The 23,966-nt window shown below is 45.9% G+C and carries 26 protein-coding genes and 1 tRNA gene; 19 read left to right on the forward strand and 8 right to left on the reverse strand.

Annotated features, from left to right (window positions below; translation table 11 throughout):
• Position 1 precedes the first annotated feature (1 nt).
• The 11 genes from A3C46_02220 (at position 2) to A3C46_02270 (ending at position 7,125) form a co-directional block, all read left to right on the forward strand.
• Positions 2 to 1,063, forward strand: a complete 1,062-nt coding sequence (locus A3C46_02220) for a hypothetical protein (protein ID OGQ23527.1) — start codon at positions 2 to 4, stop codon at positions 1,061 to 1,063.
• Complete coding sequence (locus A3C46_02225; GenBank protein OGQ23528.1) at positions 1,063 to 1,725, forward strand: hypothetical protein; 663 nt, start codon at positions 1,063 to 1,065, stop codon at positions 1,723 to 1,725. The genes A3C46_02220 and A3C46_02225 overlap by 1 nt, the downstream gene beginning before the upstream one ends.
• 1 nt (position 1,726) lies before the next feature.
• Entirely contained in the window at positions 1,727 to 1,906 is a 180-nt protein-coding gene (locus tag A3C46_02230) for a hypothetical protein (GenBank protein ID OGQ23529.1), read from the forward strand.
• Positions 1,907 to 1,920: 14 nt separating this feature from the next.
• Entirely contained in the window at positions 1,921 to 2,121 is a 201-nt protein-coding gene (locus tag A3C46_02235) for a hypothetical protein (GenBank protein ID OGQ23530.1), read from the forward strand.
• A gap of 64 nt (positions 2,122 to 2,185) precedes the next feature.
• Positions 2,186 to 2,929 (forward strand): hypothetical protein, encoded by a 744-nt coding sequence (locus A3C46_02240; protein OGQ23531.1) that lies wholly within the window; start codon positions 2,186 to 2,188, stop codon positions 2,927 to 2,929.
• Entirely contained in the window at positions 2,916 to 3,437 is a 522-nt protein-coding gene (locus tag A3C46_02245) for a hypothetical protein (protein OGQ23532.1), read from the forward strand. Before A3C46_02240 ends, A3C46_02245 begins: the two co-directional genes overlap by 14 nt.
• A gap of 227 nt (positions 3,438 to 3,664) precedes the next feature.
• Positions 3,665 to 3,976 carry an XRE family transcriptional regulator gene (locus tag A3C46_02250; protein OGQ23533.1) on the forward strand — a complete coding sequence of 104 codons (312 nt, stop codon included), beginning with the start codon at positions 3,665 to 3,667 and terminating at the stop codon, positions 3,974 to 3,976.
• Positions 3,977 to 3,979: 3 nt separating this feature from the next.
• Positions 3,980 to 4,696, forward strand: a complete 717-nt coding sequence (locus A3C46_02255; GenBank protein ID OGQ23534.1) for a hypothetical protein — start codon at positions 3,980 to 3,982, stop codon at positions 4,694 to 4,696.
• 87 nt (positions 4,697 to 4,783) lie between these two features.
• Entirely contained in the window at positions 4,784 to 4,990 is a 207-nt protein-coding gene (locus tag A3C46_02260) for a hypothetical protein (GenBank protein OGQ23535.1), read from the forward strand.
• Positions 4,991 to 5,254: 264 nt separating this feature from the next.
• Positions 5,255 to 6,202 carry a patatin gene (locus A3C46_02265; protein ID OGQ23536.1) on the forward strand — a complete coding sequence of 316 codons (948 nt, stop codon included), beginning with the start codon at positions 5,255 to 5,257 and terminating at the stop codon, positions 6,200 to 6,202.
• A 32-nt stretch (positions 6,203 to 6,234) separates the two neighbouring features.
• The gene (locus A3C46_02270; protein ID OGQ23537.1) at positions 6,235 to 7,125 is read left to right on the forward strand and encodes a hypothetical protein; all 891 of its coding nucleotides are present in this window, start codon (positions 6,235 to 6,237) and stop codon (positions 7,123 to 7,125) included.
• Positions 7,126 to 7,197: 72 nt separating this feature from the next.
• Here A3C46_02270 and A3C46_02275 read toward each other — a convergent pair whose 3' ends face one another.
• From A3C46_02275 to A3C46_02295, 5 genes are read right to left on the reverse strand one after another with little or no spacing between them, the layout of a single operon-like run.
• Positions 7,198 to 9,807, reverse strand: a complete 2,610-nt coding sequence (locus A3C46_02275) for a DNA methylase (GenBank protein OGQ23538.1) — start codon at positions 9,805 to 9,807, stop codon at positions 7,198 to 7,200.
• On the reverse strand, positions 9,800 to 12,805 hold the full coding sequence (locus tag A3C46_02280) for a restriction endonuclease subunit R (GenBank protein ID OGQ23539.1): 3,006 nt from the start codon (positions 12,803 to 12,805) through the stop codon (positions 9,800 to 9,802). The genes A3C46_02275 and A3C46_02280 overlap by 8 nt, the downstream gene beginning before the upstream one ends.
• Positions 12,802 to 13,278 carry a hypothetical protein gene (locus A3C46_02285; GenBank protein ID OGQ23540.1) on the reverse strand — a complete coding sequence of 159 codons (477 nt, stop codon included), beginning with the start codon at positions 13,276 to 13,278 and terminating at the stop codon, positions 12,802 to 12,804. Before A3C46_02285 ends, A3C46_02280 begins: the two co-directional genes overlap by 4 nt.
• A 7-nt stretch (positions 13,279 to 13,285) precedes the next feature.
• Positions 13,286 to 14,419 (reverse strand): hypothetical protein, encoded by a 1,134-nt coding sequence (locus A3C46_02290; protein OGQ23541.1) that lies wholly within the window; start codon positions 14,417 to 14,419, stop codon positions 13,286 to 13,288.
• A gap of 10 nt (positions 14,420 to 14,429) precedes the next feature.
• Positions 14,430 to 15,071: a hypothetical protein gene (locus A3C46_02295; protein ID OGQ23542.1), complete on the reverse strand. Its 642-nt coding sequence runs from the start codon at positions 15,069 to 15,071 to the stop codon at positions 14,430 to 14,432.
• 98 nt (positions 15,072 to 15,169) lie between these two features.
• On the opposite strand from A3C46_02295, the gene A3C46_02300 reads away from it, so the two are divergent.
• From A3C46_02300 to A3C46_02330, 7 genes are read left to right on the forward strand one after another with little or no spacing between them, the layout of a single operon-like run.
• The gene (locus A3C46_02300; protein ID OGQ23543.1) at positions 15,170 to 15,403 is read left to right on the forward strand and encodes a hypothetical protein; all 234 of its coding nucleotides are present in this window, start codon (positions 15,170 to 15,172) and stop codon (positions 15,401 to 15,403) included.
• Positions 15,388 to 16,239, forward strand: a complete 852-nt coding sequence (locus A3C46_02305) for a hypothetical protein (protein OGQ23544.1) — start codon at positions 15,388 to 15,390, stop codon at positions 16,237 to 16,239. Before A3C46_02300 ends, A3C46_02305 begins: the two co-directional genes overlap by 16 nt.
• Positions 16,236 to 16,562 (forward strand): hypothetical protein, encoded by a 327-nt coding sequence (locus A3C46_02310; protein OGQ23545.1) that lies wholly within the window; start codon positions 16,236 to 16,238, stop codon positions 16,560 to 16,562. The genes A3C46_02305 and A3C46_02310 overlap by 4 nt, the downstream gene beginning before the upstream one ends.
• A 9-nt stretch (positions 16,563 to 16,571) precedes the next feature.
• Complete coding sequence (locus A3C46_02315; protein ID OGQ23546.1) at positions 16,572 to 17,432, forward strand: hypothetical protein; 861 nt, start codon at positions 16,572 to 16,574, stop codon at positions 17,430 to 17,432.
• A 25-nt stretch (positions 17,433 to 17,457) separates the two neighbouring features.
• A complete protein-coding gene (locus A3C46_02320; GenBank protein OGQ23547.1) occupies positions 17,458 to 18,135 on the forward strand; it encodes a hypothetical protein in 678 nt (225 codons plus the stop codon).
• Positions 18,119 to 18,403, forward strand: coding sequence for a hypothetical protein (locus A3C46_02325; protein ID OGQ23548.1), 285 nt, complete (start codon positions 18,119 to 18,121; stop codon positions 18,401 to 18,403). The genes A3C46_02320 and A3C46_02325 overlap by 17 nt, the downstream gene beginning before the upstream one ends.
• Positions 18,396 to 18,620 (forward strand): hypothetical protein, encoded by a 225-nt coding sequence (locus A3C46_02330; protein ID OGQ23549.1) that lies wholly within the window; start codon positions 18,396 to 18,398, stop codon positions 18,618 to 18,620. Before A3C46_02325 ends, A3C46_02330 begins: the two co-directional genes overlap by 8 nt.
• 1,575 nt (positions 18,621 to 20,195) lie before the next feature.
• Here A3C46_02330 and A3C46_02335 read toward each other — a convergent pair.
• From A3C46_02335 to A3C46_02345, 3 genes are all read right to left on the reverse strand, one after another.
• Positions 20,196 to 20,270, reverse strand: a tRNA-Glu gene (locus tag A3C46_02335).
• Positions 20,271 to 20,325: 55 nt separating this feature from the next.
• Positions 20,326 to 20,655, reverse strand: a complete 330-nt coding sequence (locus tag A3C46_02340) for a hypothetical protein (protein ID OGQ23550.1) — start codon at positions 20,653 to 20,655, stop codon at positions 20,326 to 20,328.
• Positions 20,639 to 21,001: a hypothetical protein gene (locus A3C46_02345; protein OGQ23570.1), complete on the reverse strand. Its 363-nt coding sequence runs from the start codon at positions 20,999 to 21,001 to the stop codon at positions 20,639 to 20,641. Before A3C46_02345 ends, A3C46_02340 begins: the two co-directional genes overlap by 17 nt.
• 443 nt (positions 21,002 to 21,444) lie before the next feature.
• On the opposite strand from A3C46_02345, the gene A3C46_02350 reads away from it, so the two are divergent.
• Positions 21,445 to 23,751 (forward strand): hypothetical protein, encoded by a 2,307-nt coding sequence (locus A3C46_02350; GenBank protein OGQ23551.1) that lies wholly within the window; start codon positions 21,445 to 21,447, stop codon positions 23,749 to 23,751.
• The last annotated feature ends 215 nt before the right edge of the window (positions 23,752 to 23,966 follow it).

Here is a 23,966-nt window from a genome sequence, read left to right on the forward strand (position 1 = left end):
AATGTTTCGGATTGATTCACAAGGAGCTGTTCCTTCTCTTCCTGGACCCGAGCCGGCTGGCTCAACAGCAGGCTATTTTTTCAAGGGAAATCCGGCCGTCGGTCAGAAGGCGACGGTTGTCTCTGCGGATTGGGCCAATGCCATCCAGGAAGAGATTTGCTATCTGATTGAGCAGGCAGGCCTCCAACTCAACCAGCAAACAAAAATCGATCATACGCAATTACGACAAGCGGTTGCGGCAATGATCGGAGCCATAACTCCGGCGTTTCATACGCATGACACCGGCGATATTGTCAGTGGTACGTTTGCGGATGCACGCATTGCTGCCTCGAACATTCTTCAATATCAAGCGCTCCTCATGTTGGATGCGTTGCAAATTGTCTCAGGGCAATTTGCCGATGCACGGGTTTCGCAAAGCAGTGTGATTCAACATCAGGGAGCCATTGATCACCATCAGATCGGCAACCGTGGAAGCTATACGCATCCGCAAATCGATGTCCATATCAATGATCGCAGCAACCCTCACGGAGTCACCCTTGGTCAAATTGGAGGAACAACCGACCACGGCTCGCTGGGAGGGTTAGGAGACGACGATCATCCTCAATATGTCCATCTCAATAAATCCGGACAAATGTTACGGCAGAATCTGACGGTGGCACCTGGCATCAGAATCGACAACGTAGATCTCAGTATCCACACGCATCCTCTTTCGCTGAATAGCAGCACCATTCATAACGGCAGGCAAACGCGCAACATTTCCATTACCGATGTGAGAACGATTGGTGGTTTTACCTCATCCGATCACGCTACCTGTGCCATCGTCATGATTGACATGACCCAAGGAGGTGGCGGCTTTGATGGTGATAATCGTGCCTTCATCGGCGGCACGTCAGATGTTTCTTTTGGTGGAAGGCCGTTTCGCTCCCCAGGCCAGCCACGTTTCAACAACGGTACGAATAATTGGGAGTTCAAGATTGAGCAGTCCGCGGGAAATGAAGATGTGGTCTGTGGTTACCAATATGCCGTCATGGAATGCACTGATAACACAGGAGGACCGAACTAATGGCAAAGTACATCTATTTTTATGACAAGGTCACCCAACACATCATCGGGATGAATTCACACGCGGAAAAAGATCCCAAGAGTTCAGGAGGTATGAAAGAGGCTGATGCGGATATCACCTCTGTGTGGGAGGATATTCGTACAGGCAGGATGTGGCCGTTTCTTTTGGAAAAAATCACCGACAAAAATCCAGATAATTTTGGATTTATTCAGGCTGATGAAACACCCAAGGCTTACAATGAATATGAACCCCACCATCTGTCTGGATCTTTGTATCTCAAACGCCGCCCTTATCTCTGTCTCAAAATGAAGCCGAGTCCTAAGATCATGAAGGAAATCGAGCATGACGACTCCTGCTTCTACGAGGTCAACACCGATGGAGGCGTGATATTGGATATGGAAGTCTGCGTGAAGCATACACATCAGCATGTTGAAAAGCATGCTGAAGACAAAAATATAAAAGGAATCAATGGCAGCCTTCTTGCCGAAGTCACTTTAGGACGCATGAATCCTCGCGATGGGAACATCGAAATGAAAAACAGCAAAGCACAGTTCCAATGGATCCTCCCAGACATCACCAGCAAAGAACCGGCCCGGTGTTATGTGAAAGATCCTCAGGGGAAAATCCTCATCTCCAAAAGTCTTCGTGTGAAGTGTTGTTAATATGAAAAGCAGCGATTGGAAATTCTGGTTTGCGATTATAGGTGCGCTGCTCACCGCCTCCGGGATGTTTTGGAATCTTAAGGTGGATCTCACACGCACCCAAGTGGAAGTGGAGCACATCAAGCAGGATGTGGCTTACATAAAAAACCTCATGGAGAGACGCTACGCTTTTGAAAATTAACGAAAGGAATATTCATGGATCAAAGCATGCTGGAGCGCTGCACCAATTACTTCGTGCACGGCGGACCTACCGAATGGATTGGGGGTGGGCTGACAGTTGCTTTCTTGCTTCTAACCACCTTCACCAAAATAAATATCCCCGGCCTTCTTTGGGCTATTGCGCGTCAAATCATGGGACTAAAATCGCAAAGGAACGGTCGTTTGCGCAGGTTATAAGAGAAGTGGATTTCTGCATGTTTTCAAGCTAGGCTGGCCACCCCGTTAAATTAAAAGGATACGCATGGCCCTAGCAAAGCGGAAACGAAACATTTTTGATCCAAAATCCAAAGAGCCCTATAAACTCAGTCGTTCTCGTTTGGAGAATTTCTTACGCTGCCCGCGCTGTTTCTATCTCGATCGTCGTTTAGGAATAGACAAGCCCTCCTCACCACCGTTCAATCTCAATATTGCCGTGGATGCTCTTTTGAAAAAAGAATTTGATGTTTACCGCACCAATGGGGAACCACATCCTTTGATGAAACAAAACGGTGTGGATGCCGTTCCATTCCAGCACAAGGATCTCGATATCTGGCGCGAGAATTTCAAGGGCCTCGGACACCACCATAAGCCGACCAATTTCATTATCACCGGAGCCATCGACGATCTCTGGGTCAATCCCGCCGGTCAATTGATCGTCGTCGATTACAAGGCTACCAGCAAGGATGGCGAAATCAGTCTCGATGACGAATGGAAAGACGGTTACAAGCGGCAAATGGAGATCTATCAGTGGATTCTTCGGGGAATGGGATACGACGTGCTGGACACGGGATATTTCGTTTACGCGAATGGTCGAAAAGATTTGGATGGGTTTAACGCCACGCTTTGTTTTCATATCCAGTTGATCAGCTATAAAGGGAATTGCCAATGGGTGGAGAAGGCGGTGCAGGATGCGTGGGCGTGTCTTTCATCCGACATGATGCCGTCGTGTCAGGATGAATGCGAGTTTTGTACCTATCGGAAACTGATGCGCGATGTCGAAAATTAGATTTCTCATTCTGGCAATTGCTTCTCTCTGGTGCCTCAGTCTTCATGCCGAAGACGGAAAACCTTCATTCGTTTACAAAGCGGTATCGGTGCTGGATGGCGATACTTTCATCGGGACCGAGGGCAACGTGACATTCCGCGTTCGGATCGCCGCTATGGACGCTCCCGAAAAAGGCCAGCCGTATTCCAAAATGGCCACCTCCCGTTTGAAACAGATCCTCATGTCCGGAAGCGTGATCATTAAGCCCGTAGGCAAAGGCTATGACCGATACGGGAGAGTTTTGGGAGCGGTTTTCGTCGGGAAAGAGGATGTCGCACTCACGATGATTCAGGAAGGCTTGGCAACTTACTATAGACCGTTTTGTCGGGATTATCCGGAAAACAAAAACAAATACAATTACGATCCCACAATTTACCTGAAGGTGGAAAAACAATCCCGAGAGATCGGACAGAATATCTGGTCGCTTCCTGATATGGAATTGCCGTGCAAATTTAGGCACAAAAAATGACTAATTTTTTATTTTTTCTATCTAGTGGCCACGGTTCTCCAGACTCTAAAGCAGTATGACGTGGTTCACCAGCTGGCTTTCCTATTGTTTGGGCTATCGTCCGTCAAATCATAGAACTAAAGTCGCAAAAAAATCGCCAAATTTCTCGATGATCTTAAAACTTTTACCTTTCTTGACATTAACCACATTAAATAATACGCTAATATGCGTATCTAGGAGGAGCCAACATGTCTTTTGGAAAAGTTATTGCAGAAGCTAGAAAGAAAAAAATGCTAAGCCAAAAGGAGTTGGCCTTAAAAATCACCAAGGCTGAAGATGGCAAACCCATATCTGCTCAGTATCTTAACGATATTGAGCATGAGCGACGTAACCCTGATTCAGATCATCTGATTGAACAATTTGCTAGAGTTCTCAATATAGATGCGGATGTTCTCTATTTCCATGCAAGAAAAATTCCACACGACATGCTCAAGACAATAGCATCTGAAAAAGATGTAAAAGCCGCATTTCAAGCTTTCAGAAAAAAAATCAAAGGATAATGAATGGTGCGATATATCAAGGATAAGACAGGGCGCTTTGATACAAGACCCTATTATGAACCAGAAGAGCTCGATTCGGAATGCGAAAAAATTATTACCGATCTGATGACCGCAAAATTTGGTGGAATGAAGTTGCCTATCCCTACTGATGCTCTGACAGTGCTTATTGAACAAGATGTAGAAAACTTGGATATTTATGCAGACTTATCTTCTCTTGGAGATTCAGTAGAAGGGGTAACTGACTTCTTTTCTGGTAAAAAACCCAAGGTTCGAATCAGTGATAGTCTTTCTGGGGCTAGCAATCTTGAAAACAGATTCAGGACCACCCTTACACATGAATACGGCCATGTAAAATTTCACAATTATCTATTCAGTATGGAAAAATCATTTAGTCTTTTCCCCGATGCCAATGAACAAAAAACTCACCATTGTAAACGCGATACAATTGTTAATGCCAGCCGTGCAGACTGGATGGAGTGGCAAGCTGGATATGTTTGCGGGTCTATTTTGATGCCTCATACGCGAATCAAGAATGCAGTCATTGATTTTAGAAGCCAACGCTCATCATCTTTGGATCTTGCTCTGGGGGAAACTAACACGCATACTCTCATCAACCAAATTGCCAGCACCTTTAGAGTTTCAGAGGAAGCAGCTAAGATTCGCCTGCTGAAACTCACCTATATCACTGATCAGAAAGATTCAGTTCCCCTGCTTAAATAATTCTTGACACTCGGCCTCCCCTTTAATACGCTAATAAGCATATCAGCGGATATGTTATTCGCTTGCAACGCTAGACGGGAGTACAAAATGTCAAAAAAACCACAAAACCACGGGAAGGGATGGGCTCCAAAACAGGAGCAACAATTGAAGCAACTCGCAAGGCAAAATACCCCAACGCGGGTCATCGGACTTAAACTTGGACGGACGCCGGAATCAATTTACGCAAAGGCCAGTGAGAAGGATATTTCGCTGAAACCAACAAACCAGTCACCTTACAATCGCCGAAAAAAATAACGGCCAGTTTAGTTCGATATGGCGCTAAAATTTGGTGAGGTTTAGTTGTCGTGAAACACGGGTGGTGGATTTTTATATGGCTTTCAGTTAGTTCATCCATCAGAAGGGAAGTATAAAGTGCTTGTAAGACTGACACGAAATATTTTTGATCCAAAGTTCAAGATCCTGACTCATTCAAGGGCACCCCTTCAGTGTCGCCAATGGCTCCAAACTAATAAGAAAGAAAGATTTCTCTCAACTGTCGCTTACACTTGAAGGACACACATGAGCTCAGAACTACCAACCTCGATGCCTACTCCTTCTTGTCGAATCCTTTCACTAGATGGGGGAGGAGCCAAGGGATTCTACACCTTAGGAGTGTTGAAAGAAATCGAGGCGATGGTCGGTCGACCACTTTGTGAGAGTTTTGATCTCATCTTCGGTACGAGCACAGGAGCCATCATCGCTGCGCTTTTAGCATTGGGTCATAAAGTAGATGATATTCACACTCTCTATAAAGAACACGTGCCGGCCATAATGCGTCGTCGCACTCCGCGAGGAAGGTCCAAAGCCTTATCTCATCTCGCAAAAATAGTTTTTGGTAATCGCAGCTTTGCCGACGTCAAAACCGGTGTGGGAATCGTGGCAACACGATGGGCATTTGAAAAACCGATGATTTTCAAAGCCAGCGTGGCACAAGCTCATGGTCGGCATAGCACTTTCGTCCCGGGCTTTGGTTGTACGATTGCGGATGCAGTGAGGGCTTCCTGTTCGGCATATCCATTTTTTAAGAGACCAATTATCACAACTAGCAAAGGAGAAGAGATTGAATTGATCGATGGCGGTTATTGCGCGAACAATCCAACCCTTTATGCCATTGCCGATGCAGTTATTGCGCTCGAAAAGCCTCGTTCCGATCTGCGCGTTGTCAGCATTGGTGTAGGAGTATATCCGGAGCCAAAGCGCTGGGGTTTGTCTTGGCTGATCAAACGCTTCGTAAGCGTGCAACTTCTCCAAAAAACCCTAAACGTTAATACATTCTCAATGGAACAATTGCGGACGATTCTCTTCAAAGATATTCGGACCGTTCGCATTAACGATACGTTCGAGCGTCCTGAGATGGCGACTGATCTGATGGAATCTGATCTTAGAAAACTGGGCATGCTTTACCAGCGTGGCAGCGAGTCGTTTGCGAAACACGAAGCGGAACTGAAGGAAATGTTGGTGCAATAGGAATGTAGGAATTTAACTCCGGAGATAATTGAGTGGCTATTCCCGAATCACAGCTTGAAATCTGGGCGCATCAAGGTTCGATCACGCAGTCGAGCAATACATACACGACGATAAAACGAGCGCTCGAAGCATCCGATACCAAGTATGCCGACAAAACCTACGAGGTATTCCTGCAAGGCTCGTACGGCAACGACACCAATATCTACGCGGAAAGCGATGTGGATGTCGTCATTCGTCTCGATTCTGTCTACTACTATGACATTACAGCTCTGACAGCCGGCGAACAAGCGCGATTCAACGCGGCGCTTATTCCAGGAACCTATTCATACGCGACCTACAAAGCTGACGTGATCGCTGCCCTGCTCAAGAGTTTTGGCACGGTGGACGTGAAGCCCGACAAAAAAGCGGTCAAGATCAAATCCAGTGGAAGCAGGCGTAACGCCGATGTTGTAGTCGCCGCTGAATTTCGGCGTTACTTTTCGGGACTCTTAGGTCCACAATACGAGCCCGGGATTTGCTTCTTCAACTCCAGCGGCGACCGAATAGCCAACTATCCGAAACAACATTCGGCAAACTGCACGGCGAAGCATCAGGCGACGCATGGGTGGTTTAAACCGATGGTGAGAATCCTTAAAAATATGCGTAGCAGGCTCGTCGATGACGGTTCGATTGAACAGGGAAGCGCCCCGTCGTACTTTCTCGAAGGCCTGCTCTACAATGTTCCCAACGACAAGTTTGGAGGAAGCTACAACGATACGTTCGTGGCGGCCGTAAACTGGATACTTCAGGCCGAACGCAATAATTTAGAATGTGCGAACAAGCAGCACTACCTTGTGAGGGATTTTGATGCAACGTGCTGGCCCTACGGTAACTGCGATCGTTTTCTTAATGCGCTCACACAACTCTGGAATGAGTGGTCGTAATACTAAACGACAATCCCTCAATCAGCTTCAAATCTCTATCCGCTCTACCTCCGATTAAAGTGCCCCGCATCTTCATATTTCAAAAACCTTTAACACTTCGTCGCCGTAATGGTTGATGACCTTCACAGCAATCTTGCCCGTCTCAGGTTTGACGAACGGTTGGCTTACTGTGCTGTAGAGGTTACTCCAGGCTACTTCGTCGATGTCGGTCCGTAGCGCTCGCTTGAGTTTGTCATATGGTTCTTCAGCTCCGGTGAAGTAGGCGTGGCGCACAAAGAAACTCTCGCCATTATAGTTGGTATCGATGAACCAGCAAGCGATATCATCGGTGGAGGAACTACGAATCTGTCCCGTAGTCGGGTCGTACACATCCACGCCCTTGATCTCGGCAATGATCTGTCCATTCTTCTGTTTCTTGATCTCCACATCCGGTTCACCAAATACCATAAATAAATTGCCTGCACCGGTCTTCTTCAGCAATTCATCGCCCATCGCTAGGTCGGGATTCATCTTGGCCGGCAGTACGGTCAGTTTACCATATCGCTTAACTTCTTCAGCCACATGTGGATCGAAGGCAAAGCCACAGACAATAAGCATATCGAAGCCCACACCTTGCACCGCTTCTTTGGCGGCTTCTTTTACTTGCTGAGGACCAACGGTACCATGCTCAGGGCCAATAGAGACAGCCACCCGTCTGTTTTTTCCATCGGCATCGATATATTCACCGGCTGCATGCAGCCAGGCTCCGGCGTAAGGATCAAGTCGAGAAAATGTGAGCCTCTCACTCTTGCGAGTGTTTTGCACACCTGCTTTCTTCAGATTATCCAGGATCATTGTAGTGAAATCCTGCTGCTTATGAGCTTCCTGCTCTGTTACCGTGCCGTTCTGATTCTCATCTGCGGTAGATAGTACACGATGAGGTGATAAACTCTCCACGGAGAACGGGCCACATACTCGCACGCGTTTGTTGTCTTCGTAAGGTTGATCATACAACGTTTCGGCCTCGGTGTGGCGGGCAATGGCGATATCTATCTGCTCACGCGTCATCCCTTCCTTGATGTCAGGATTGTGGGCGATAGATTTGAGCGTGACATGTGGTACTCGTTTGTAAACGAAACCTTTGCGAATGTCGTTTTCAGTTTTATATTCTGGTGGCATCTTTCCGGTTAACTCCATTTCCTTTTTGAGGCCTTCGGAGGAGTCAGCCAGTAAGTAGTAGGGATACTTAGCAGACATCAATCGTGTACGCGCTAGAGCTAGAGCGACGCGGCTGGTATCACAGGTAATCCATCGTCGACCCCACTGTTCAGCAACGAAAGCAGTGGTGCCACTGCCACAGGTAGGATCTAGTACTAAATCTCCGGGATCAGTGGAAGCAATCAAGCATCGTTCAATTGCTGTAGTTGTTGTCTGAACAACGTACTGTTTATCCGAAGCACCCCCGGTATCAGCCCACAATGAAGTAAAACGCGAAACAGGATAATCATCTTGAAGTAGGATCTGTTGCAAACCGTTTCCTGATGCTTGTAAACGATTCGCTTCTGCCATTTTTTTCATCCCATCCCGATCGGTTTTCCAACATGATCCTTTCGGTGGCGGATATTTTTTCCCTTCAAACTCAAATATAAAATCTTGATTCTGTCGGTACTGCGCGGGAAGCATTGAAACGAGTCGATAAACTCTTGCACCCTTTGGAAGTAGTCGGTGATTATTAATCTCTTCACTGGTTAGTTTCCTGCGTGAACCATCTGGCATTTGTGCCCAAGACCACAAAGAATCGCCTTCTACAGACATATCTCGATATAGTGGACGAGATTTAACCTGTTCATTTTTTTTGGCGTACCAGAGTATGTAATCAGAGACCTGTTCGAAATAATCTGAACCAAGAGGCATGGTCTTTTTTCTAAAAGTGATAAGTGAACAAAAGTTCTCACTACCAAACACCTCATCCATCACACACCGTACCAAGTGTACATTTTCATCCCCGATTTGCACAAACATGCTGCCGGTTTCTGTCAAAAGTTCTCGAGCTACAACTAGCCGATCACGCAAGTAAGCCAAATAGGAGTGAACCCCCAACTTCCAGGTATCTCGAAAGGCACGCACCTGCTCTGGCTGGCGGGTGGTGTCTTCAGCCTTACCATCTTTCACATCGTACTTGCGGGTGCTAACTTGCCAGTTGGAGCCGAATTTGATGCCATAGGGTGGATCAAGATAGATAGTTTGAATTTTTCCCTTGAGTCCTTCCTTCTCGGCCAATGAGGTCATCACCAGCAAAGAATCCCCAAGAATCAGTCGATTTGTCCAATTTTGTTCGTGATGGTAAAATTCAACTTTCTGTTCAAAATTATGTGGGCCACCATTGAAGTCAGCGAATAGGTTCGTCTGATTGTCGTCAGGCTGTGCAATACGAGGTAGCGCATCGATAATGGCCTGGGGATGAATTTTTTCCTGAATGTAAACAGGCACAACAGGAACAGCAAGACTTTCACGGTCTTGCTCATCTTTACCCTTCCAAACTAATTGTGGATCGAGTGATGGATCGCGTGGATAAAGCATCGTCTTTGGAGCAAGTTCATCATCAGCCACAAAGTCGCGCAGTTCTTCAGTGGGTATATTAGTGCGTTTATCCTTGTGGCGAATGGAAGCAATTTTCGTTGGAGTTGATTTCTTTTTAGCCATGAGCGATTTCCTTTTTTGTTTCCGCTTTTGCCTTTTTTAGGAAGTCGCGGATAAAATTTTGTGCATCCCACGGGTCGGTAACTTCGATGAATGCCCAGCGCCCAAAACCGCTGTGGTTATTGATGGCCGGCACCCACAACGTACATGCCGTGGAGACCTTGGCAGCCTTGTCTTTCTTTTTTTCGCCAGTTACCTCAACGATCAAATTTAAGAGATCATCCGGGCCATTCCCATCGTCAATGTAGGAGATAAAGTCGGGAATGTAGTTTTTTCCCTCACCGTTCAAAGTATACGGGATAGTAAAACTAAGGTTGTGGTTCTTCACATAGCGGATGACCTCTGGCATATCTTCCAGCACTTCAGCCATCTTCTGTTCCCATGAGCCAGTATCAGCAACAACATGTGAGATGTGACACTTGTCTTTGCTGGTTGCGAAAACGGACCGGGTAGTATCGAAATCGACGTAACGTGTGGATCCAAGGACATCATATGGCCGCAGGATGGGCTTAAGGGCTGCTGTACCATCAGTTGAAGCAACGATGGATTTATAGATCCGGTCGGCGGCGTCATGCGCAAATTCAATCAATAAAAGTAACTGTGGAAAAGTGTTGTCCTTGAGCGTGACGCATTCGGCAAGCCAACGTTTAGCAATGTTGAGCAGTTGCGGAAAGAGCCAGGGTTTGTCATTGCCATCGTCGTCACGGAAGTATTTTTCGAGCGTAAGCTTTGCCAATAAGAAGGCGACCTCGTTGAGCCTGTGGCGTTTGAGATCATCTAAAGTGTGAATGCTGGATTCACCAACGATGGGAGCGTTCTCGGTCTTCGTGGGAATATCCACGGTCGAAAGAACGAGTTTGGATTCATCGCTAAAGGTGGCTATGAGCCGCTCTCCAGCCACATCGTAACGATAGCCGAGTAAACGTGGAAATGTAATCTCGTGGGCGACACGGCTTTCGAGGGCGCGAACACGTGTAGGTAAAGGTCCAGGCTTGGGGTCTGTGGTTGCACCACTACAAGGAATAAATGAAAATGGAACACCGTAGACTTCAGCGTATTCGGGATCGAAATGACCAGTCTTATTGGCGGCATAACTCATGCGACGCAAGGCACGACCAACCACTTGTTCGCATAGTAATTGCGTACCAAATGCGCGCACACCAAGAACGTGAGTGACAGTATTGGCATCCCAGCCCTCTGTGAGCATAGAGACGCTAATCACGCACTTGACGTGTTCTCCAAGCTTGCCGGCCTTACCCACTGTATTCATAACTTCGCGTAGTAGGTCTTCATCGGTAAGGCTATCAGCATCACGACCTGGAAAACGGATTCGGGATTCGGCTTTGAACTCATCAATTTCACGAGCAGCTATCTTTTTGAAATCATCGCTCATTGATTCGCCCGATTCGAGTTGCTGGCTATCTACTAGGATAGTATTCGGGCGGTGCATCCAAGAACCGTTTCCGTCATCGTTGCGGAAGATAGGCAATTGCCCGGCTTGAACAATGGTCTGTTCACCAATTTGCTTTTCCCAGCCGGCGATAAAGTCGAACACTAATTTAGAGACGTTGGTATTGTTGCAAACTACGATGAAGACAGGTGGTGTGTTACCACGGGCACGTGCTTCTGTATTTTGCTCCCACAAGCGATAATACTTCTCGTAGTTGCCGTAGAGGCTATGTAGGGCTCCTTGCAATTCGACGGGCAGTTTCGGTTCACCCCCAACCTCATCCGTTTTACGGCCTTTTCTTGGTAGTTGTTCGCGAATGCGTATCCACAAATCGCGGTAAGTAGGTTGTTCACCTGTCATTGAATCGTCGGCAATAGGAACGCGGGGCACCTTGACGATACCTGCTTCGATGGCGTCAATGAGAGAGAAATCAGAGACAACCCACGGAAAAAGGGTGCCTTCCGGGTAGCCTGAACCACGCAAAAAGAATGGTGTGGCCGAAAGATCATAGATTGCTTTCACGCCGATCTTGGCTTTCACTGTCTCAATGCCAGAAATCCAAATGCGGGCTTCTTCCTCGCGGCTCTTAGCTTCTATGCGATCATCACCTGTAAGCGGTTCGTCATCGCTGTCGGGTTTACGGCGATAGCAATGATGGGCTTCGTCGTTGAGAACGATAATGTTTTTTTTGGTGCTCAACTCACGACAGACGCGTCGCACCATCTGATCTGGAGTTTCGGTAAATGGGCTTGGTTTTCCATCAGCGAGAATCGATTTTGTGATCTTGCCTGCCGCAATTTTTTCGCGAAGTTGGAAAGCATGAAAATTGGTGATAAGAATTTTGGCTTGGCCGAGCTGGTCTTGTAAATGAGCCGGAACAATATCGCGTTGGCGGTAGTAGTTCTCCGGATCGTTTGGCAATAGAACACGTAGCCGATCGCGAATAGTAATACCAGGCGTGACGATCAGAAAAGTGTCAGAGAAACGAGCATCCTGCGGATTGGCGCGTTTATTAAGTGTATGCCAGGCAATGAGCATCCCCATGACGACAGTTTTGCCGGAACCAGTAGCCATTTTAAACGTAGTGCGTGGCAAGCCGGGGTTTGAGGTGTCGTTCCCTTCTTGTATCTTGTTCTCAATCCAGGCATCACCATATTTCTTAGCGACTTCGGCAATATAGATGGCAGTTTCAAGAGCCTCGATTTGGCAGAAGAAAAGTTTCTTCTCACGATTGGGATCGGTCCAGTAAGCAATTAAACGTGCAGTCGTCGGCGTAACACCGACATGGCCACCCTGACGCCACATGGAAACGCGGCGGCGGATGTCATTGACGAGCTTGTTCTCTTCAATACGATCTTGTGTCCACTCTGTTTCGAATTGGAGTTGGTTGGCTCCTTTTTTCTTCGATTTAGCGATGGGCACAAAGTACGAACTAGTTCGACGCGCTTCGATAATTTCGTCAGTGATCCCGTCATCATTAAAACGAAAGTGCTTTGTAGGCTCCTCGAAAGGAGAATTGATAATCGGGTTTTCGATAATGACTTGTTTCATGCATCACTCTCTGTTGATTTCTTGTCTAGCAACCTCGGCATCCGCTCATGCTTGGTCAATTTTTTATACTCCGACGTGGCAGCTTCCGTGATCATATAAACCCGTTCCATCCCATCTTTCTGAACAAGAACCGCTTTTATGTCTTTATCCAAATCAAACCACACTTTCTTTTCGCATCCTCGCTTGGCCGGGATGAGCACTACCTTGGGCTTTAGCTTGTCCCACTTTTTGGCAAGCAGTGATTCAAGTCGTGCCCAGCCAGTTTTAGGGAGGGAAAGTTTTTCATCCCGATTACCCCAATCGATAAAACAAATCTCCTTACCCTTGCGGATAGGGAGCATCGGTCGTTTATCCCAGTATGCAAAAACAATTTCACCATTTCGTTCAAAGTTCTGAATCTCGTTTTCAGAAAAAAACTTTGCCAGTTCTTTTTTAAAGGCAGGATCATACTGAATCGAAACGGCACCGCACATTTGAACCTTATCCTTTCAAGAGCCGCTTTTCCTGTTCAATCACCTCACGTTCGTGCTCGAGTTCTTTTTTCAATTCCTCTTCGGTCGGCAGATAGAGTTTGTATTTCGAAGCAAAGATGCGCTTACCATCGTTCAAAACAGAATATTTCACGACGGCTTCTTCTTTCTCGGAACAGAGCACAATTCCAATAGTGGGATTGTCTTCTTTGCCACGTAGCTTGTCCTCAAAAAAGCGAACATAAAAATCCATCTGCCCAATATCTTGATGGGTGAGCTCACCCATCTTCAGATCAATGAGAATAAAACACTTAAGCACGTAATTGTAGAAAACGAGATCGATGTAGAAATGCTTGGTGCCCGCTGAAATCCTGTGTTGTCTCCCCACGAAAGAAAAACCCCGTCCAAGCTCCAAAAGAAAATCCTGCAGTTTGTTGATAAGAAGAGTTTCAAGTTCCTTTTCTTGCAAAACAGCGTCGCGCTTGACGTTCAAAAATTCTAAAACAAAAGGATCTTTGATGAGATCTGCAGCGGTGGCGGGAGGTTCTAACTTGTTGGTTGTCTTTTTGAGAAGACTTCTTTTCCTGCTCATCAACAAACGTTCATAATAAAAGGAGTTGATCTGGCGCTCCAACTGGCGTGTGCTCCAATTGCCAGCGACGGCCTCTTCCAGATAATATTGTCGGGCCGTTTCTTTCTCCACCTTGAGAAGCAGCCTATAGTGGGTCCAGCTTAATTCTGGCCTCAATCCAAACGGAACCAATTGGTCACGCAGTGCGTGACTTTTTTGCCTCGACTCACTTTGGCCACGCACTGCGTGACCTTTCTGGAAGGCCAAATAAAACTGACGAAAATATTTCAAGTTTGTTAATGAATAGCCTTCCCCGAACTCCCGGGTCAGCTTTTCGGCCAAAGATAAAATGAGATGCTCACCGTAATCTGCCCGTTTTTTGCCTTTTTGCTCTTCCTCTACAATCAGACGTCCCACGTTCCAGTAGGCTTCTACCATGATGAAATTGACAGAACGATAGGCGTTACCCCGAGCCTGAAGGATAATATCCTTCACCTGGGAATAAAAATTCTGTCGGAGAATTTTCCCGTCTTTTCTAACGACTAAAGAGGTGTTCTTTTTTGAACTCTTCATAAAAATTTTCTCACTTCGGTTTAATCAAACACACCTTATGGATGAATCTGAATCCATCCGGCACCAGAACCAAAGGTTCATAAGACGGATTAATCGATTGCAAAATTAACATCCCATCTTGTTTACGAAGTTTTTTGATCATGACTTCATCTGTGTTGAGCCCCACCACCACGAGATCTCCGTTCTCATAACCGTGATTCGGGCATACGTAAACGATCCAGCCTTTCTCGAGCATGGGCGACATCGAGTCGCCTTCTACGAACAACGCATAAGCATTGGGATCTTTTACATCGATCGGTCGGTGAACTTTCCGAAACCCTTCGCCACGCGGAAATCCTTGTTCATCATAGAATCCCCCGCGACCAGCTTTCGTGAGTCCGATGACGGGAATATCATTTGGAATATAGTTGGGTGCATCAAAGGCGTTCTGAGGTCTGTCCGCGGTTTCCTTTGGATAAAGGATTTCCTCCGGTTTTATTCCTAACGCATTCGCCAGTTTTTGAATGGTGACGTAGCGAGGATTTCGAGAATCATCCCGTTCAATACGACCAATATGACCTGCTGTGAGTCCGCAGAGCTCGGAGAGCTGATCAATGGTTAAGTCCTTTGATTCCCTGATTTTTCTTAAGCGTTCACCAATAGAATCTAACATATATGTCATATCTATGGACAAAATAAGAAAAAGGCAAGTGAATTTATATGTAATAAATTATTTGACAGGTCTTAAGAAGAGAGCATATATGTAATCTCATGAAGGGCCGAAAACTCGCTGTACATATCAAAAAAATCAGGAGCGAAAAGGGCTTTACCCAAGAGAAATTGGCTCAGTTGGCGGGTCTTTCCGTTGGGCATGTGATTCGCTTAGAAAGTCGTCGAAAAACCAACCCTACGATGGAAACCCTGAAGAAAATCTCCAAAGCCTTGGGGATTTCATTCGAGGTGTTCGTGGGTTCAGAACAGGAGCAAACATGTCTGAAGCAATGAAAGCAATCCAGGAGGAAACTCCTAAAGTGACGGAACTCGTCCCCATGCATTCTGCTTATCAAAAAATGTCGATTGTTCGGCCGCGTAATATCGATGAGCTTTTGAAAATCGCACAAATTTTTTCACGCTCTGATTTGGTGCCGAGGGAATACAAGGGGAAGCCTGAAAATGTAGTCCTCGCCATTCAGATGGGATCGGAGCTTGGACTTGCGCCTCTTCAGGCACTCCAAAATATTGCTGTCATCAATGGCCGTCCCTGCTTGTGGGGCGATGCCATGTTGGCCTTGGTACAGGCAAGCGGCAAGCTGGAATATATCCGGGAGTGGACAGAAGAAAAATCAGCTCACTGTGTGATCAAACGCAAAGGCTATCCGGAAGAATACGAAAAAATATTTTCCGATGAAGATGCACAACGTGCAGGGCTTTTACAGAAGCCGGGCCCTTGGCAGGAGTATCGAGATCGTCAGCGTCAGATGCGTGCCCGCTCCTTCGCATTGAGAGACCAGTTTGCTGATGTGTTACGAGGATTATCTTCCATCGAAGAAGTTCAAGACTCTCCGGATCCCGAGATGCAAAATGTTTCTCGGCAATTTAAAAAAATGACCGGAAAAACATTGATTCCTTCAACCAAATCAGAAAACGATTTAATTACCGAGGAAGAACGTCATCGCTTGGATCAATTGCGTGAAGCCGAAGGCATCAGCATTGAAGCCATCAAAGCTTACCTTAAAGACACTTACAACATCACGCATTCCCGACAGATTAAAAAAAGTGACTACTCCAGCATCTGTGATTGGCTCTTGATGCAAAACCATCAGGTGGGAAACGTAAAATGACGGAGCATGAAGAAAAAGTCTGGCAGTTTTTGAAGCTGCATGTGGGAAAGCAGAATGCGATTTCTTACAAGCACATTGCTGAGGCCACTGATCTTGGAGAGCGCCTGGTCCGAGAAATTATCCGTACCCTTAAACTCCAGCATCATAAATTGATTGGCTTATCGCTCGTACAACCATCGGGCTACTTTGTGCTCTCGGATCTTGAGGAAATCAAAGCCTGTTCACGTATTTCCTTCGCCTATGAACAGAGCAACCGGGAGAACCGTCTCTATTATGAGCAAGTGGAAAAAGAAATTGTAGATCAACAGATGTCGCTTCTTTAGGAGAAGAGCTTGGTAAAATCACCCGCATTTCAATTTTATCCCTCCGACTGGATTTCCAGTCGTGCGGTCCGCATGATGGATGCGGAACAGCGCGGCTGGTATATCCAGCTTCTGGCGGAGGCTTGGGAATCCGATGTGCAAGGAAGCTTGCCCGATGATGAGGATCTCTTGAAACGATTGGCGGGCGTGAACATGTGTTCGACGGATGTTGAACAGCGTTGGAGGTTTGTTAAAAATCAGTTCCGCATCGTTGATGGAACACTCATTCAAGATCGTCTGTTAGAAGAAATTGCGAAGCAGGAAGAAAATCGAAAAAAGAAATCACGCGCTGGTCAAAAAAGTGGGCAGGTCCGTCGAAAAAAGAGAGAACACTATAAGAAACAGCATCTTCATAAACTTAACACCTGTTCAACAGATGTTGAGCAAAGCACGAACACAAGGCCAACAGAATCGAACCCTTCATCTTCTCTTTCTTCTTCACCTCCACTTTCACCTTCACATAAGAAAATAAATATATACTCGCCCGACGCGGAAGAAATGCGACTCAGTCAACTTTTGTTTGGCTTGATTCAGGAAAGAAATCCCAAACACAAACAACCTCACTTTCAGCAATGGGCCAGAGAGATTGATCTCATGATCCGAAAGGACAATCGGGCACCAGGAGAAATCGAAAAAGTCATCCGCTGGTCCCAAGCGGATTCTTTCTGGCAGAACAACATCCTCTCGACCTCAAAGCTTCGAGAAAAGTTTGATCAAATGTGGCTCAAAATAAACAGCAAACCTCAAGAGAAAGGAAACAGCTATGATCCAACAAAATTCCATATTGGAACCGATTTCGCAGACAAAGACTATCGACAAGGTATTTTCTAACCGCTGCCCGAAGCACAATCTGTCTTTGGAGACGACGTGTTATGGCGAAGGAGAATATAAACGCCAAGTTCGCTTTTGTCCCGAATGTAAAAAGACAGAACGACATTCTTTTGAGTTTGAGAAGAGGCAGCAAGAAATCCGGGATTATCTCCAGCGAGCCAATATCTCTCCGCGATTTACAGAAAAGTCTCTCGGTAATTTCAAAATCGAAAATAAAAACCAGGAGCAAGTGATCAATGGTGTCTATCAATTTCTGGCGCAGTTTGAATCCTCCACGGGCATGATCTTCATGGGCAAGCCCGGAACTGGAAAAAGTCATTTGGCCACAGCCATCGCCAAAGAAGTAATCTGCAAAAAAGGCAAATCGGCCATGATGACTACCGCCATGAAGATGCTGCGACAGATTAAATCTTCCTGGAAAGATGAGAGTATCAGCGAAGAAACGGCTCTTAGAAAATTTATCCAACCTGATGTGTTGATCATTGATGAAATCGGGGTTCAGTTCGGATCAGACACCGAGCGTTTGTATCTCACCGAGATTATCAACGATCGTTACGAGTGGATGAAGCAAACAATTGTTCTCACCAATCTCACAATGGAAGAGCTCAACGTTGTTCTCGGAGAGAGGATTCTCGATCGTTTCCGGGAAGGTGGACAAGTATTGGTGTTTGACTGGAAATCATACCGTGGACGAAAGGTTTAAATTCAAAGGATACGGCGACACTATCGAGTGGATTCAAAATATGACGAATGGTAAGTCTCATCCCTGTGAAGTTCATCAAACCTTCGACAGGGTTATGAAGCAGGTACTGGATCTGGGGCAAAGCAGTCTGCCGGAAAAGCAATTTCTGGCATTCCGTAAGATGATTATGGACTTCTTTGCCGATGGGAAACGAAGTCTTTATGACTTCAAGGGCCGGTGCGGTTCAAGCAAAACAATGGCGAAGGGGGCGGTGGACATGGATGGATGAAAAAAGATTTTCCCGATCGTTTGAGCAATTCATCGATTTTTTGAGTGAGCAGATGGTTACTTACTACATGAGGGGAGGATTTTTTGATGGAAAACAATATAAAGAAAATTCTCCAGGATCTTTTTCCGGAGAAGAGTGCCCGAAGCTTGGCCCCGGGCAGTGCGATCAAGGCAGGAGTCTACCTCCGCCAGAGCACGATCGATGGACAGAATCATGAAAGCATCGAAGAACAATTAGAATTCATCCGGCATCGCCTGAATTCTTGCCAGGTGCGATCTGCGATCTATCCTCACGGAAAGATCGAAATCAGCGAGGAGTTCATCTATCTCGACCGGGGCAAGACCGGACGTGTCGGGAGGGACAACTACGACGCCTTCAAACACTCGATCCAAATGGGTCAATTCAGGCTCGGTCTGGTTTACGATCTATCCCGCCTAACACGTGAACTGGGCAGTCTCCTTGATATTTATAACATCGCGCACGCCTACGACGTGGAATTGATCTCCGTCTCGGAATTGATCAGTTCTCACACGGAGGGCGCACGGATTCATTTCATTGCCAAAGGGATGGCGAATGAAATGCAGTCCGAATCGATTTCCAGGCAGACTCGTCGCGGGCTCGAATTACGTGCCCTCTCAGGCAAGTCCACAGGCCATAACCCTTACGGCTATGTGAGCATATCTCAAAATCCGGACAAGCCACGTGACTCTCATGATCCTGCCAATAAAACTGTGGTGGTTCACGAAGAAAATGCCATCGTCGTCCGAAAAATCTTTGAACTCTACGACGCTTCAGCCCAAGGCGTGGATAGTATCGCCAAATTGCTCAATGAAGAACAGATCCCGTCACCGAGCGGGAAACAATGGATCGGTCGCACGGTCTATGGGATTCTCAAACAACCCAAATACATCGGTGTGTGGGTTTACGGGCGCACCTGCATCAAGCGTGACTCGACACGGGACAAGCTCATTCAAGTCAACCGACCACAAAATGAGTGGGTCGTTCAAACCTACGAGCGCCTACGGATTATTCCCCAGGATCTCTGGGATCGCGTGCAATCAAAACTGAAGACTGTAGAAGAAACGCGCAGGTTAGCACGCAACAAATCCGACTCCATCTGGGGGCGCAACCGGGGACTTCCGAATCATTTTTTCACCGGTGCTTTGGTATGCGGCGAGTGCGGCAGCAACTTCCTGACGATCTCCGGAAAGGGAGGTGGTTACATGGGTTGCCGGAATGCCCATCGTCTAAATAGTTGTGACAATAAGCGTATTGTCCTGATTCGCTGGGTGGAATACACATTGCTCACGGAACTCAGATCATGGATCAACAATCCGGAGACGCTGGATCGCATCTGTAAGCAGATCAATGGGAGTATCGCCGACCGGATGTCGGTCATCCCGGCCAAGATTCAAGAACTAGAAAAGGAACTCGCCAAGGTCCAGAAGAGCATCGATAATTTTGTGAAATTCATCGCCGAGGGAAATGCCTCGGAGACAGTGGCCTCTGCCCTGAAAAAGGCCGAGGAAAAGAAAGGTGCTCTGGAAGCACAGCTCTTTAATCTGCGTGGCCGGGAACAGAAGCAGATTTATCTGACTCCGTATGCAATTCGTGGTGCTCTTTGTGACATGGACGAAATCCTGGGGCAGGACATTCCCCGGGCAAACGCTTACATCAAAAGTTTATTCGTGGATGCGATTCGAATGGTTCCGAAGAAGGAAGACGGTGGATATTATGAGGCGCAAGGACAAGTAAACCTCACCAATCTCGTGAGGTTCACTTTCCCTGTTAATGGCGCTCCATACGGGAATCGAACCCGTATTTCAGCCTTGAGAGGGCCGCGTCCTAACCGTTAGACGAATAGAGCATTGTTGGCGCACTATCAGATCCACTTCCGAGCGGCAAGGTGGAAAAAAGAGAGCTTAAGAAAGCTTTTGACGAAGATATTTTTTGAGTGGCTCAAGTCCTTCCGTAATCGTCTTCCACACAACCTCAACATCCACACCGAAATAATCGTGGATCAGTTTGTGACGCATGCCGATTATTTTCTCCCAAGGAACAGGACTATCTGAAACGATATTTTTCGGAATTCTTCCGGCTGCCTCCCCCACAATTTCAAGTTGGCGAATGACAGCACTGATCGTTTTAGAATCGCGAATGAATTGTTGATGAGAGTAACCGTCAACATAACTTTCGATTTCCTCAATCGCTAAAAGCATATGTTCAAAATATTTTTCAGGCTGCTTGTTCATAAACGATTTCAAGTTGACTCAGAATCTCATCCGCAAGAACTGGAGAGAGAGATGGAAGCGTTACCAAATGTAGAGCATGCGAAGATTTCAGAAGTTTTTGCAGCTCCACTTCAACATTAGCAAGCTCAAAAAAAGTGAGAGGTTTCTCAAAATCAACGAGCACATCGATGTCACTCTCTTTGCGAAAATCATCGCGTAACACAGAACCAAAAAAAGCTAGAGAACGAATAGAATATTTCTGACAAAACTTTTTGATTTTATTCCGATCCACATCAAGATGTTTTTGCAATTGTTGTCTTGCTTTTTTCTGTGCGAGATCATTGAGAGAAAGAAGCGTAAGCTTCATTCCAAGAGCTGAAATAAGTTTGTCGAGATTATCGAGATGAAGATTTCCACCATCAAAAAAAGTACTGATACTTTGCCTGCGAACACCACTTTCCAGGGAAAGTTGGCGCAAAGAAATCCCTTGTTGCGCCATTTGTAATTTTAATCGTTCCCGAAGATGCATAACGATATGGTACTATTAATAGTACCAAAATGTCAATATTGGATCTATTTTCTCTTCTTCTTCGTTTCAGTAATATCTGCGTAGTGTGGTTGAGGTACCGGCGCAAAACAAATCTAAGATACTAAGTGCAACAAGAAACATAAATTCCCCCTTAATGTGTCTGCTCTAAAGACACGAAATCTAAAAGCTTGAAAATCAGGGGTGAGCTGTATTTTTGATAGGAAAATCCCCTAGGCGAAACTTTTCATGATAAATACCGATAAGATGCTGGGAGATAAATGATGTCAGTGAAAAGACTCACCACAGCCCAGGATTTCTTTGTCAAATATGGTTTAGACCAAGAAAATGGTCGCATTGATAAAGATCGCGCTACTCCTGGTATTCAAAGTGATCAAAACGGCTCTGCATTAGTTTCTGACTATCAATCACTACCGCCCGCGTATCGTTATGTTGTTTTTTCCCAACTTCAAAAACGTCGCGAAACAGAAGTTCTTGAAAACGCGGTGAACGCTCAATACCCTCAACCCTGGGCACAAAAAATTCTGCAACTCAATTCATGCACTGAAACCTTAAAAAATTCTTTTCTTTCTGGACAATACACATCCGATGTCTGGAGCGGACGACTTGCCCTTCTCGAAGGAATATTTCTTGCCTCACAACTCATGACACAGTTGGAAGAGATATCAGGAAACGGAAATATTCCTATCACAAGACTTGGACCAGTTCGAAGATCACTTTTTGAAAATCTTTCCGAACTCTATCTTCTCTCTGGAAGAACATATTGGGATACAGATGGCGACTTTCATTACTATGATTTTGAAACTGAACCGAGTGATCGTTATTTCGACGACAAAGATTCACATCCCCTCGATCCACTCTCTTCATACGATCCTGATGGAGATCTTGTCGATGAACACGATCCCGACTCTTTCAATTCTGCGCTCTGGAATCGCGTACCGCGAGGAGGAAAAATTGAAGGTGCCCTGTGCGATGTGATGCATCATGAAGATGATAGTTATACAATTCTTCTGAAGATCAACTTACGACCCGCATCTGACGCGCGAGACAAGACACAGATTGAAAATGCAATCACACCCGATGAAAGAGAAAAACTCGCAAAAACCTACGAGCACTTTTATGAAACTCATCGAGAAGAGAGAGCAAAAGATATCGCGCTGGACATCCAATTTATAGATAACCCACGAGAAGCTCATGCTGTTGTGGAAATCACGGATGATAAAGCATGGCGGTCGAACATGAAAAAATGGGCTCTTGCTGATCTTCAAAACCCGGCCATTATCGTACATGAAAACTTACACATACCTGGCCTTCCAGATCTCTATAATGAAGAATATGTTCATGGAAACATTCGCGATCACACGTTTTCTCCGGGATACATTCTTCTGGATCCTCAGAACATTATGGTTCGTCATGGTCCAACATCAATCATTCGAGCGTGGCAAATGAGAAGTATCATTGCAAAAGCAACACCCGGAACAAAACTCTTTTGGAAAGAAGCATCACATCATGAAACGCTGAATGTTGGAATTTCCTGGGAGCATATTGCAAGAGCTAGAAGCGACATGCAGCACGATCAACCAAACGAAGAACTTTCGATTGTTGGTCCCAGACATCCCTGGATGAATCCATTCATTACGTCAGCAGAAGATCACTTACGAAGGGGCGAAGTCGCTCGCGGATTGGAATTGATGCATATGGCGTGGAGTTCAGGTCTCTCCAGACATGATCGCCGTCAACTGGCAGATCTTTTCTGGGCATATGGCTACCGGAAAGAAACGTTTTTTCTATTGCAAGAAGGACTCGAAAAAAATCCTCGTGACTCCTCTCTTCTTGAAAGCATGGCAGCCTTTTCCCTTCTTTCGAAGGAACCACAAGCGGCTCATGATTATGCAGAACAGGCGGTTCAACAATGCGATCAGTGTCTTTACAGCAATCTTTATCTGATCCTCTCTCTATTTGAATTGGGACAAATCAAAGAGGCAAAGGAAACGTATACACGAGCAACAGAAAAAATTCACTCCGCACGGCAGAAAGAACTCAGAGAAGAAACCACGAGATATCTCATCAGAAAAGGAAACATCGCTGAGGCAGAAGAAATATATATGGATGAAAGCTGGCACGATGATGGAACCAAATGGAGATTTTTTAACCTCCTTGTCGCGGAAGGTCGATATCATGAAGCAAAAAAATATTACGAGCAGGCTTTTTTACAACGCGGAAGCGACCTTGAAACAGAGCTTGATTGGACAACGTATATAGCATTGCTTCATCGACTAGGAGAGAATGATCTGGCCGTGACCCATTTGACGAACATGGTCATACGAGATCCTTATTCTCTTGAAAAACGGTTTTCCCTCGCACAGTTCTTTGTGCGCACCAAAAAATACAAGAAAGCCATGCAACAATTTGCTGAGATTGCAGCGATAGGCCGCCTTATGAACAATACCCACAAGTTACGCATTGATCGGGACGCTCTCAAAGAAGCTATTCTCACCTCTCTCCCTCAGAACGATGAAACAGAAATTCTTCGAGAAGATATCGAAGATCTTTTCAAAATATCTTCTTGAAAAATCTCTCGGAGACATCGTCTCCCGCAGACTTTTCATAAAGCCATCTGATTCTGAATCCACTGCATGGCATAATATAAAAGTTCCGTGCTGTTTTTAAGATGCAACATGGATCACCTGGGGAGCTCTCGGATTTTTGGGAATCGAGTGTGTTTCTTTTGTTTCACAAATGTTACAATTCCATCTTTTTTCTGCCACAAAAATTTTATAGGAAT

The sequence above is a fragment of the Deltaproteobacteria bacterium RIFCSPHIGHO2_02_FULL_44_16 genome (genome assembly GCA_001798185.1).
In the GTDB taxonomy this organism is placed as follows: domain Bacteria; phylum UBA10199; class UBA10199; order 2-02-FULL-44-16; family 2-02-FULL-44-16; genus 2-02-FULL-44-16.